The sequence below is a fragment of the Paenibacillus forsythiae T98 genome (assembly GCF_000520735.1).
Taxonomy (GTDB): Bacteria; Bacillota; Bacilli; order Paenibacillales; family Paenibacillaceae; genus Paenibacillus_AQ; species Paenibacillus_AQ forsythiae.
The window spans coordinates 1-11,479 of record NZ_ASSC01000731.1; the positions used below are offsets into that span (position 1 = coordinate 1).

Consider the following 11,479-nt stretch of genomic DNA (forward strand, 5'->3'; position numbering starts at 1 on the left):
ACCCGAAGACCGTAGGAGGGGGCTGCCCGGCAGAGCAGGCTGCAGAAGACGGGTTCGGACACCGGGGAATCCTTGCCGCCCCGTCCGCTCAGGATGCCGAGACAGCCCAGTTCGCTCTCAGGCATAGCGTCCTCCTTATAGGCCGGCCAGATAGCGGCAGTATTGGATCATCTGTTTGACGGACGGCCTGACTTTGGTATCGTTCAGCGGGGTGTTGTCGTTTTTGGATGGCTTGGAATTGACCTCCAGGAGCCAGATCCGTCCCGATTGATCCATTCCGAGATCGATGCCTAGCTCCCCGAAATGGGCGGGAATATGGGCCTCGACTCCTTTGGCTATGGCAAGCGCGGCCCGGGGGAGCTGAAGATTCGCGTTTTCCTTGGCGCCGGGTGGAATCGAGCTTTTGCCAACCGCCTCGCGGACGGTGCTAAGGCTGCCGCCCCGGGCGAGATTCGAGACGAAGTGGTTGTTTCCGGCGGTTCGGGCGACGATTGAGGTGACATTCCATTTCCCGGTGCCGTTCTTTTGCACGAGCGCGCGGAAATCGACCGGCCTGCGTCCGATCTCCATCAAGGGCAGGCCCTGCTGGATCTGAAAGCGGGTGGTCTTCATCTTCGGAGCGATTGTCTGATACAATTTGGCAAGACTGGGATAGCTCTGCTTGCGGGTTCCTAGCGGGGTCGTGGATTGCAGCCTGTAGCCGCCGCCTTCCTCGCGGGATATGCGCAGAATGCCTTTGCCGAGACTGCCGCGTACGGGCTTGAGGAAGACGACGGGGTAGTGCCCGCACATTTTCTTGAGGACCGCAAACCCGCTGAGCGAGTGGGACTCCGGCAAGTACCGCTGAAGAGCGGGATCATGCCGCAGAGCTTCGAACACCTCTGTCTTGTCGAGGAATTTTTCATTGAAGTAATGGGTGCCGTAACGCGATTTTACTTCCGCCAAAAAATGCTGTACGCTAGGTTTATTCTCCGCTTTACGCGTCGTAAGCCTGTTATTGATGACGTCGGCGACGGGCAGCTTCGATCTTTTCCAGCCCTCGTCATACGTCCACCCCGAAACCGTGGAGCCGGCGCTCTCCAGCGCTTCAGGCGTAAAAAAATAAACAAAAGCTCCCTGCGTACGGCAGGCGTTCGTCAATTCCCGGCAGAACAGCGTGATCGGACCGAACAGCCTCTCGGGATGCTCGGGATGCTCCCGGCTGACGAGCACGCCAATCAGCGGACCGAGGCGAAGGGTCCGGCTTCGGGAGCTGTAGGAGGCGTTCAGCACATTCCGCGCCCTCCATCCGGTCTTTCGCGCCAAGCCTTCGCTGACGCGCAGGCTGTCGGATCGGGGGGCCGGAATGACAGTGACCTCCTGACGGAAAGAACCGAAGGCGAGCAGGAGCGGTCCGTGCGCCGGGATTTTAAGTTTTTTGATGAGCCGGTCGCCGAGCATGACGGCGTTCTCCTGCAGGATGCCGGAGTGCACCGTATGGACCGGGATCTTTAGCTTTGACATCGTGGATCTCCTTCCGGTAGGCAGCGTGATGCCGGCTGTTTGACAGCTGAGGTCTACATATCATCCATCATATGGAGTCATACGCCCCTTGGTGATTGACCCATCGTCCGAAGGCGGTTTTGCCGAAGTATATTTATACAGTTATGCTGACACAACCTTTAGGAGGGAAAGCCATGAACATCTATGATAAGGCGCATGAATTGGCCCGGGCCATCAAGGAGAGCGGAGAGGTGACGGACATTGCCGCCGCGCTTAAGCTGGTGGAGGCCGATCCAGAGAGCAGCCGGATGCTGAACAATTTCCGCAGCGGCCAGCAGGAGCTTCAGGAACGGATGATGGCCGGGGAAATGCCGGCTCAGGAGGAGATCGAGAAGATGGAGAAGCTGTTCGAGGTGCTGAACCTGAACCTTGGCATCCGCCGCCTGTTCGAAGCGGAACGTCGCCTGAGCGTCATCATCGAAGATGTGAACAAGATTATTTCCGGCAGCCTGGAGCATTTGTACGGAGCGGACGTCTAGAGCGGCTTGCAAAGATGGCGCCCACCGGCCCATAACCCCGATCTTGTCCTCATCCGCGGTCTCTCGGCATTTTGTATAACTTGTCTCATAATCCGGACGCCATGCTCATAGAGTAGAGTATAGATTCATTACGAAGGAGCTGTCTGAGAAAATGAGAAAAAGAAACAAGTTCAAGCATGCGCTCTACCTTGTCCTGGCGCTGGCCATGCTGCTGTATGCGCTGCCGAGATTGTCGCCGGAGGGGCCGGCGCCGGTGTTCGTGTTCGGGCTGGTTTGGGTAGTGTTTGCCCTGCTCGTGATCGCCGCCCATCTGCATTTTATTATCGGGGTGGACGAGGAGAAGACGAAGCGGATGGAAGCGGTGCGCAAGGCGAAGCTCGAAATGTGGCAGGAGAAATGGAGCAAAGAAGGCAGAGCGGCCCAAAGACTATAGCCCTTTTGGCATACGGCCTGTCCGGCAATCGTCCGGCAGGCCGTTTGATGTTGAACCGGAGCCAAGGCGGCAAGAGACTCACGAATCATTTGACGTTCGCCCCCGATTGCGACTACAATACAGATACAGTGTGATACAGTTTTCAGTTCGGGGGTGTAACAGTTGGAAAATCAAGGCGATGCAGTCACAAAGCACGAACAACTGCTGCAGCATATTGAAAACTTGAAGGTGGGCGCCAAAATATCGGTCCGCAAGCTGGCGAGGGAAATGGCCGTCAGTGAGGGAACGGCTTACCGGGCGGTCAAGGAAGCGGAGAACCTCGGTATTGTCATTACCAAGGAGCGCATCGGAACCGTCCGGGTAGAGAAGAAGCCCCGGGGCATCTCAGAGCAGCTTACGTTTGGCGATGTGGTTGACATTGTCGAGGGACATGTGCTCGGAGGCGCGAACGGACTGGACAAGCCTCTGCATAAATATGTAATCGGCGCGATGAAGATCGACGCGATGATCCGCTATATTGACGCGGACAGCCTGCTGATCGTCGGCAACCGCGACGATGTGCATTCGCTGGCGCTGGAGCAGGGCGCCGGCGTGCTGGTGACCGGCGGCTTCGGAACAAGCCGCGAGGTCAAGAATTTGGCGGACAAGCTTGATCTTCCGGTCATCTCTTCGCGCCATGATACCTTTACCGTGGCCTATATGATCAACCGCGCGATTTTTGACAGATTGATCAAGAAGAAGATTATGCTTGTCGAGGATATTGTGGACCGCAAGCCGCGGATCAACACGCTGAAGATATCCAGCACGGCCGGGGAGCTTCTCCGTCTCTCCAAGGAGAGCGGAGAGCAGCGGTTTCCCGTCACGGATGAATGGAACCGGGTCATCGGCATTGTCGGCCGCCGCGATGTGGAGGATTTGCCCGAGGACCAAACCATCGAGAAGATGATGGTCCGCGGCCCGGTTACAGCGGGCCTGCAGACCTCGCTTGCCTCGGCGGCCCAGATCATGATGTGGGAAGGCATTGATTTCCTGCCCATTATCGACCGCAACCGCAAGCTGGTAGGCTCGCTTACCCGCAAGGAGGTGCTGCAAAGTCTGAGGGATGTGCGCAACCAGCCGCAGCTCGGGGAGACCTTCGACCATCTCATCTGGAACGGGTTCGCAGAGGAGCGGAATGAGGAGGGCAGGCTGTTCTTCCACGGCTTCATTACCCCGCAGATGGCGACGGACCTCGGAACGATCTCCGAAGGGGTCATTTCGACGCTGATGATGCATTCCGCTTTCAAGGCCGCGAAGGATATTACCGGGAGCGATCATGTGCTCGACAATATGTCCACCTACTTTGTGCGGCCGGTCCAGATCGAGGACTCCGTGATCGTGACGCCAAGGCTGCTTGAGAGCAGCCGCCGGACCTGCAAGCTGGAGATCGAGATCACCCATCACGACAGCCTGGTTGCCAAGTCCGTTATGATGCTCCAGTCGATCGACCATGGATAGCCTGCCGCGGAATCCTCCGCCGGGCCGTTACATAACAGCACTTCGAGGGCCTCGTCTTCCAAAGACGGGGTCCTTTTTCATGTGCGCCCGGCATGGGCGATAACTTGGCGGTGAAAGTCCGCTACAGGCTTGGCAGTAGGAACTGTTAGCCAAAGGCAAGGGTGTCTGCCGTGAGGCAGAATCTGAAGGAAGCCGGAGGCAAACCCTCGGTCTGACGAACAGAAACCACATAGAAGGCATGATGGGACGGACGAGCTTGCATGACAAAGCAAAGTCCAATACTGCCCGAATCTCATCATGTAAATGTGGCAGATAGATGAGGGGAAGGTTATCGCTCTTACCCGGGGAGATCTCACAGACGTTAAGTAGGGGAAAAAAAACTACCGTTGATTAAAAAGCTAACACTCCAGAAAATGGGTAATAGAGGGTAAGACAAGTTCTGGAGGGATCATCATGAAACCTAACAGGGACTTACCTAAAAATCGACTGACACCCGAGAAACGAGTTTATTTTCGACCGGAACTTACACATTGTCCTGACTGTGGGACGAAACTGAAAAGGCACCATACCGCTTCGCATAAAATTGTAGCGACTCTGAACGGAATTCTGGAGGCCTGGAATAGGCATACCACTGTCCGAATGCAGCTTGCGGGAAAGCGGAACGATGTTTCACCTCGGTAGAGGCCGATGCGCTCTGTTTAAAATATACTTCGTACGCCTACGACGTGTTGGCCCTTGTAGGCGTCATGCGTTTCAAGCAGCATTAGACGGTTACCGAAATCTCTGAAGCCTTGAAAGAGCGAGGAATCCCGACCTCGGAACGTCATGCCATGCATCTGTACGAATGGTATCTCACCTTACTTCGTGCTTCTCTGACCCCTGACGTAAAAAAGGATTTAACGTCTGTTGTAGAGACATACAAAGGTCTTCTTCTCTCCATGGACGGTGTCCAGCCGGAGAAAGGGAATGAAACCCTTTATGTGGTCCGTGAAGGGTTTAGCGGTCGGATTTTGGCCGCAAAGAATCTGAAAAGCGGATCGAAAACGGAACTTATGGCGCTCCTGAAACCCTTGAAAGACCTCGGGCTTCCGGTCATTGGTCTGGTTAGCGACGGTCAGAAATCTATTCGTTTGGCCATGGAGGAAACGTGGCCGGATACGCCATACCAATACTGCCCATACCACTATCTTAAAGATATTGCTAAACCCGTCGTCAATCTGGACCGCAAACTCAAAACCGGACTCAAGAAGAGCTTGTGGGGGCTGCGGGAGATTGAAAAGCAAGTCCAGGACGATGACTCCGTAGAGGATGCTTTTCCGGAACAGACATTTTTCATAGAAGCTTCGAAAGATCAAGCCACGCCAACTAAAGCGATACCGCTTTCCCTCTCTACCTTCGGTGCTGATAGAGGCGAGGTAAGTGCGCAGTTGTTTATGGAACATGAACGGGTAGGGGAGTTTGCCAGACAGTTTATTAACAATACTATGGACGCTAACATTTCGTTGAAACAAGTCGAGAAAATTATTGGAAAGATTGGCCCCGGTTATGAACGATTTCGATTAGAGGAGTAATGGCACTATCGTAATTATCGGAGGAAGGAGTAACTAGACAAGGGGGGACGTATCGATGCTCGTAAATTTGGATAAGCCGGAATCTATTCATGAAGAAATGAGAACGGCTGCTGAGTTCGTTATTGATTTAATGGAATATTGCCATGTACAGAGTGTTTCCGATGGTCAGTTTGATGAGAAAAGCTTTATTCGTCGTAAACGGTATAAAAAGTATAAGGATTGTTGCTTGCTTAAACATCCAAAAGCGATGCGTAATCGAATGAAAAGGTTGTTCTCTGTAATTTCCGGCGACGAAATGGCTAGTTTGATCGATTTTCTTAGGTGCGACCTAGACTTTGTTAAACATCACGAGAGTGACATCTTCCAATTTTCCGGATATCTGGGATTGTTATAAGAAGTCTATTCGATCAAATGATCGATCCCCCTAAGTAAAGGACTGCCATTGGCAGCCCTGGTTTGTCATGTCCAGAATTTTCGTTCCCGCAAGCTTTGATTTTCGTAAAAAATATTACCAAATGTTCCGGTATTTTGCTATAATCAAAAATATGGAAATTATCCAGGCCTTATCGATGTCCCTTGTGGCTCAGGAGTAAATGTGAAAAGGAGAATGTACATGCCAAAAACATTTCATTTCCAACTGGTGGAGGGCTACACGGATCAAGAACTCACCACTTGGGTGGGTACGGAAAAGGTTGTTGTGAAAGCGCATACTGGACATGCACTCCGCAGTGCCGCCACGGGCAACCGGCCTTATACGGCCGCCATTGTGACAGGCGATCATATTTACCCGTCGGAAATCATCAATCCGGCGCAATACAACCGGGTTCGCGAGCTGGCAACCATCATCAGCAGACAAGGCCAAGCCAGCTCGACGGGCGGATGGGCGACCATTACCGATTCCGTCGATAAGGACGGCAACCCGCTTTATTTTGAGTTCGATTTGGCTGAACGCAAAGTAGGCGACCGTGTTTTGGAGTACAAATGGTCGGAAATGACGACAGATGCGGCCACAGTGCCGCACGTCGGAGCGATGCGGACGGCGAGCAACGATACCGAGCTGCAAAACCAGACGTGGAGCGTAAACCAGGGTAAGACGGCGAGCGAGCACCAGGACAATAGCGGCTCCAGCATAGTCACCGTTCGCCGAGCATACTAGTGGGGTGAAGGGCCTGGGGCTTGCCACACTGCAGTTCAAGTGGACGGTGAAGGAGCTGGCGCCAAATCATGGTCTGGGCGTGGATGCAGGCTCGCTGAAGTTCCATGCAGACGGAACGTTTTCCATCGAAGTGAAAAATGCGTATTTGCGGTCGCTCGGCGCGTTTGCGCAGTTTTTTAACGAGAAAGGCGAGCAGATTAAAAATCCGGCTGGCTGGGAAGAGAAGCTTCCGGAATTTATGCGAAGCTGGTTCGAGACGGATTCCAAAAAATTTATTACGCCGGTCTCGGCGGTCAACTCGGAGATGGGCATGCCGATGCCGACTGTATCCTAAAACACTGTTATTTAAGTTTCCAAGCGATGCGACGAGCCTTAAGCTGCTGTTCGGCGGTCTAGGCACGTCTCAGTGGGATAAGGACATTGCGCTGGTCGGGTCGCTGATGACGGGCATTATGCAGTATGGCATTCCGACCATCTTCCTCGTAGCGGGAGCGGCGATTACAAGCTCCAAATGGTTTAACGATTTCGTCGAGGATTGGGATAACATTATCGCCGTATTGAGCGTAGCTTTTCCAATCGTCGGCAGGGGGTGGCGACGGCATCTGCACTCGGCCATACGAAGTGGGCGCTGTCCACCGTAGCCAATGCGGTTGCCGGTATGCTGGTGAAGAAGGGGAGAAGCTCGCGCTGAAAATTACGGGCCAAATTACAGCGGCTGCGCCTGCGACCAATCCTCCGTTCGTCGGCTGGGCGCTACGGGCGGCGAACATGGCCATTAATGTCGCCGCCATGGCGGTTACGACGGGTGAAATTATGTCCTCTGCATCGACGCTGTCGGCCACCGTGGCCCGTTCCATGGATCTGGAGTTTACCTTGAAGCCGGACCCGGAACACGGCGAAGCCGGAAATCCGGACACAGCCGTCTCCCATCACTATCAGGTGACCGTGCAATATCAGGGCGGAACGAACTTCGTGCTGAAGGGCAAAATGCCGGAGACGACGTCCAGCACGCTGCTTAAGCTGACGTTCGCGGACATTCCGGTCGGAGGCAAGCTGCAAATTATGGCGGGCATTTACTCCGAAAGCAGCTGGTTGTGTGGCAAATACCAGGGCGAATGGCTGCCCGCATTCCCGGACGACGGCTTAACTTCGCTGCGGCCTTCAGGCAATATTACGGAAATCTCGTCCCGCTCACACAGGATACGCAGTACAAATATAAGCAAAAAATCGTTTACGACGCTTCGAGTCAAAAGCACGTCTGGCGTGCGGGCGATTTGCCGACGGCGACAGTGGCGAGTCTCGATTGTAGCAGCGGGGGCAACCGGTTGTGCAAGCCGGTCGGCATGACGCTAAACGGACAGGCGTATCAGGTCGCTATGTATGGAGCGCCAGCAGCCAAAATTATTTGGCGCAAAACTTGTCCGTGCTGGCCGATCCGCAGTCGCGCTTCAAGCTGTCCGAGACGGGATTTGTCGTCCAACTGGCAATCGCTTACGACCAGTTCGGCGTCGAGCCGAAGGAAGGGCAAGATCGCGAGGTCAGCCTGAACAACTTTATCGTTGATACGCGCAATAACCAGTTTCATTTGCGCCGTGTCGATTCGATGGACGGCAAGCCGGGCTTCGTCATGACATCAGCGCTTTTGTGACGATTGTCGTGCAAGGCCAGCAGTGGAAAATTACCGACCCGACTCGGAGCGCCGTCTTCGACATCAAGAAAGCGGGCAACGTGCTTAACGTCAACAATGCGCTGACAGACGTTGAGGTCGATGTGCGCGCCGGGGGCAGCATTTGAGTCGTGGAAGACCGGACCGGCGCGAAGTCTTACTATATAGCCAAGGATGAGACGAACAGCCGGCAGTTGAATGTGAACCGCTATTTGTCGCACATGAAGCTCTACAATCCGGACGGGCGCACGGATATTACGTACTTCGACGTCGCCGTAGAGGCGAAAGGGTACATCTACGTGCTCTCGTATGTGTCCGGCGGCAGCGTGACGAGCAATTACAGGCATGGATATTTACAACCCTGACGGCTCGTTCCTCGTGCGGACGCTGAACTCCCGTTTGCAGCCGACGGGTCCTCAATATATAAGCGCGGCCAAGTTCGTCATCAATGTTTGGCGCAGCGTGTACACGCTCAATTACGAGGCGATCGTTGGACCGAACAACCGGACGGAGCCGAGCATCAACCACTGGACGCCAACGCCGCCGTTGTTCGATCTTCCGCTGGAGAAGCAGCCGAACTTCGACAATCACGACGTGACTGCCGTACGGGCGGACTTTGCGGCGAACGGGGTTACGCTTACCGCCTCCACGCGGATCGAGACGGTGAGCGAAAGCGGCTTCTGGTACGTCATCGACGGTTCCAAAACGTACGATGTCATCCGCAGCGGCAGCAGCCTGCAAGTATACAGCATTCCGGCATCGTAGGAACCGGTCCCAAATTACTGGATGAAGCGTCTCTGCCCGCCTGCTTCATCATGTACTGCGGTTAGAGACGGGCAGGGGCTTTTTCATAAATATGGTTCTACTTTATAAGGAGGGGAACACGTGGTCGATTTGTTCAAAGAAACGTCCAGCAGGTTGGGTTTAACTGAAGCGGACATCTATCAAGGCACGCTGACCACCGGGGGCCAGCCGGGGCCGACGTATTTATCTACCAAGCCGCAGGTACCGTCGGCGGTGGAGGCCAAGATTGTGTCGATCCATACGATTGAGGAATTGAAGGTTCTTGTCAGCGGCTCCTCGGGAGCGGCCGCTCCCCGAAATATTCCGGAGCCTTGGCCGCAAAGCAGGCAAGAAGCAGATGCCAAACATCTGAACGAATCGGAGGAGCGCCAAGTATATGCCGCTCTGCGCGCCATTCTAGCCGGGCAGGAGGAGACGGTGTCAAGCTACTTGAGCATCGTGGAACGGAGATATTTTCCGATTCAGGCCGGCGTGTTTTCCGTGGAAGATATCGTCGTCAAACCAGACCATCCGCTTGTGATCGAGCCTGAGGAAGGCCACGATCCGCTCATCCTCAATGTCAATTCGATTACGCTGGAGCCGGGCGGGCAAATTTTTTGCCATACTCCCGTCATTATTATTGCTAACAAATTCGTCAAGCAGTAAGCCAACCAGCTTCAAGCAGGAACTTTGTAAAACTTGAGGAGGCGCCAAGCGATGAGCCTAGTCAATCAATTGCGGAATACGTTTATGTCCCGTTACGGTCTAACGGAAGACATTATCCATAAGGAGACGATTGATGTGACCGGCCCGGATCCGGTACACTTTTCCGCAATGTTCCGTCCGTCGTGGAGCCGGTTTTTGTAAAGGAAGTTATTCAGAAGCATTTTTCCCCGACGGAGCTGGCCATTTTGGCGGCGAACGACTTAATCGTGCGGAGCGGTCATACGGCAAACTTGCAAGGAGGCTCCAGCCAACCGGTGACGTTCAGCTTCAATACGATAACGGTAGAGCCGGGCGGGCGTATTACCACGACCGGGATAGTCAAAATATTGTCCAATACCTTTACCCAGCAGCCAGGCAACGACGGCTCAAACCCGACGATTACGAACGAAGGCCAAGACGGCAAGTCAGGCGCAACAGGCGGCAACGGCGCAGCCGGGTCGAAAGGCTCTTCCGGCTCCAGCGGGAAAAATTCGTGCAGCACCCAGCCTGGGAAGGGAGGCACCGGCCAGTCTGGAAAACCCGGTGGCAATGGCGGTAACGGAGGAACGGTTAATATTATTTACTCGTCGTCTGCTCCCGGCACGTCGTTTCAGTTCTCGCCCAATCCGAACAAGGGCAAAGCCGGACAGGGTGGCCGGGGCGGCAACGCGGGCTCCGGCGGCCAGGGGAGTCCTACCGGTGGCGGCGGCAATGCGGGCAAGGTCGGTTCCAATGGCACCACCGGCACGCCGGGTAGAATTTACGTCAATAACGTGCCGATCAATTAAACAGTTTTGTGGCTAACGGCCGTATCCAAGCCAGATCTTGCATTCCAATCTTTACATGGAACGCATCATGGAGCCGGGCATCACTATTAGGAGAGGAACGATCATATGAGCGATATTGTCATTCAAGGCGCGAACGGGGTCGCGGGAGCGGCAGGTGTGGACGGGCAAACCGCAACGCAAAACGGAGCGAACGGGCAAAACGGATCGTACGACAAACATGACAATCCTCACTGTACCCCAGCAACGAATGGACAGCCGGGCTTTAACGCGCCGACGAGCGGAGAGAGCGGCGGCAATGGCGGCGCGGGAGAAAACGCGTTTGATTTCGTGCTGCGCTGCGGGGAAATCGTCACGCAGTCAGTTATTACGATTCTTAGTCAAGGGGGTAATGGCGGCAACGGCGGTAACGGCGGCAATGGCGGCAATGGGAGCGCCGGCGGCAATGCCGGGCAACAAGCGTCCAAATGCGAGGATTCACTGCCGCCTGCGCTGGGCGGTGTCGGCGGCAGCGGCAGCAATGCCGGACACGGAGGCAATGGAGGCAACGGCGGCAACGGCGGCGATATTATCGTCCGGTATGTGACGGCTTCTCTGATACAACCTGTATCCGGGAATTCAACCGGCGGTGTAGGCGGAGCAGGCGGCCCGGGGGGGAGTGGCGGTGTAGGCGGCCCCGGAGGAGTGAACGGCTCGAAGCCGGGCGTGCCGCCATCGACCGCGAGCGACGGGGCGAACGGGGGGTCCGGATCGGCGGGTACTCCCGGCGCGGAAGGCACGAACGGGAGTGTTTCCATCGAGCAAGTCGATCAGTTGTAGCTGCGTGCCGGGGGTGCTTCCGTGCGACGGCGGGGCCCGCGGG

At 55.1% G+C, this 11,479-nt stretch carries 18 protein-coding genes; 17 read left to right on the forward strand and 1 reads right to left on the reverse strand.

Features of this window, described 5'->3' with window-relative positions:
- Positions 1–135: 135 nt before the first annotated feature.
- The gene (locus tag L692_RS0122240; protein ID WP_025702192.1) at positions 136–1,503 is read right to left on the reverse strand and encodes a YheC/YheD family endospore coat-associated protein; all 1,368 of its coding nucleotides are present in this window, start codon (positions 1,501–1,503) and stop codon (positions 136–138) included.
- 173 nt (positions 1,504–1,676) lie between these two features.
- Here L692_RS0122240 and L692_RS0122245 point away from each other — a divergent pair, with 173 nt between their 5' ends.
- From L692_RS0122245 to L692_RS30855, 17 genes are all read left to right on the forward strand, one after another.
- Complete coding sequence (locus tag L692_RS0122245) at positions 1,677–2,021, forward strand: YlbF/YmcA family competence regulator (protein ID WP_025702193.1); 345 nt, start codon at positions 1,677–1,679, stop codon at positions 2,019–2,021.
- 151 nt (positions 2,022–2,172) lie between these two features.
- Positions 2,173–2,454, forward strand: a complete 282-nt coding sequence (locus L692_RS0122250) for a hypothetical protein (RefSeq protein ID WP_025702194.1) — start codon at positions 2,173–2,175, stop codon at positions 2,452–2,454.
- Between the two features lie 162 nt (positions 2,455–2,616).
- Positions 2,617–3,951 (forward strand): DRTGG domain-containing protein, encoded by a 1,335-nt coding sequence (locus L692_RS0122255; protein WP_025702195.1) that lies wholly within the window; start codon positions 2,617–2,619, stop codon positions 3,949–3,951.
- Positions 3,952–4,781: 830 nt separating this feature from the next.
- Positions 4,782–5,522, forward strand: coding sequence for a transposase (locus tag L692_RS33660; RefSeq protein ID WP_051503562.1), 741 nt, complete (start codon positions 4,782–4,784; stop codon positions 5,520–5,522).
- Between the two features lie 55 nt (positions 5,523–5,577).
- Positions 5,578–5,916 (forward strand): hypothetical protein, encoded by a 339-nt coding sequence (locus L692_RS0122265; protein ID WP_025702196.1) that lies wholly within the window; start codon positions 5,578–5,580, stop codon positions 5,914–5,916.
- A gap of 219 nt (positions 5,917–6,135) precedes the next feature.
- Positions 6,136–6,678 (forward strand): hypothetical protein, encoded by a 543-nt coding sequence (locus L692_RS0122275; RefSeq protein ID WP_025702197.1) that lies wholly within the window; start codon positions 6,136–6,138, stop codon positions 6,676–6,678.
- 4 nt (positions 6,679–6,682) lie between these two features.
- Positions 6,683–7,012, forward strand: a complete 330-nt coding sequence (locus tag L692_RS0122280; RefSeq protein ID WP_025702198.1) for a hypothetical protein — start codon at positions 6,683–6,685, stop codon at positions 7,010–7,012.
- A 106-nt stretch (positions 7,013–7,118) separates the two neighbouring features.
- Entirely contained in the window at positions 7,119–7,319 is a 201-nt protein-coding gene (locus tag L692_RS32075) for a hypothetical protein (protein ID WP_156940549.1), read from the forward strand.
- Positions 7,300–8,025 (forward strand): hypothetical protein, encoded by a 726-nt coding sequence (locus tag L692_RS0122285; RefSeq protein WP_025702199.1) that lies wholly within the window; start codon positions 7,300–7,302, stop codon positions 8,023–8,025. Before L692_RS32075 ends, L692_RS0122285 begins: the two co-directional genes overlap by 20 nt.
- The gene (locus L692_RS0122290; protein ID WP_025702200.1) at positions 8,006–8,326 is read left to right on the forward strand and encodes a hypothetical protein; all 321 of its coding nucleotides are present in this window, start codon (positions 8,006–8,008) and stop codon (positions 8,324–8,326) included. Before L692_RS0122285 ends, L692_RS0122290 begins: the two co-directional genes overlap by 20 nt.
- Positions 8,323–8,472, forward strand: a complete 150-nt coding sequence (locus L692_RS32080) for a hypothetical protein (RefSeq protein ID WP_156940550.1) — start codon at positions 8,323–8,325, stop codon at positions 8,470–8,472. Before L692_RS0122290 ends, L692_RS32080 begins: the two co-directional genes overlap by 4 nt.
- A 3-nt stretch (positions 8,473–8,475) precedes the next feature.
- Positions 8,476–8,709 (forward strand): hypothetical protein, encoded by a 234-nt coding sequence (locus tag L692_RS0122300; protein ID WP_025702201.1) that lies wholly within the window; start codon positions 8,476–8,478, stop codon positions 8,707–8,709.
- A complete protein-coding gene (locus L692_RS0122305) occupies positions 8,690–9,109 on the forward strand; it encodes a hypothetical protein (RefSeq protein ID WP_025702202.1) in 420 nt (139 codons plus the stop codon). The genes L692_RS0122300 and L692_RS0122305 overlap by 20 nt, the downstream gene beginning before the upstream one ends.
- 120 nt (positions 9,110–9,229) lie before the next feature.
- The gene (locus L692_RS0122310) at positions 9,230–9,793 is read left to right on the forward strand and encodes a hypothetical protein (protein ID WP_025702203.1); all 564 of its coding nucleotides are present in this window, start codon (positions 9,230–9,232) and stop codon (positions 9,791–9,793) included.
- A 51-nt stretch (positions 9,794–9,844) separates the two neighbouring features.
- A complete protein-coding gene (locus tag L692_RS32085; RefSeq protein ID WP_156940551.1) occupies positions 9,845–9,994 on the forward strand; it encodes a hypothetical protein in 150 nt (49 codons plus the stop codon).
- Positions 9,995–10,038: 44 nt separating this feature from the next.
- A complete protein-coding gene (locus L692_RS30850) occupies positions 10,039–10,620 on the forward strand; it encodes a hypothetical protein (protein WP_156940552.1) in 582 nt (193 codons plus the stop codon).
- A 105-nt stretch (positions 10,621–10,725) separates the two neighbouring features.
- Complete coding sequence (locus L692_RS30855; RefSeq protein WP_025702205.1) at positions 10,726–11,436, forward strand: hypothetical protein; 711 nt, start codon at positions 10,726–10,728, stop codon at positions 11,434–11,436.
- Positions 11,437–11,479 lie beyond the last annotated feature (43 nt).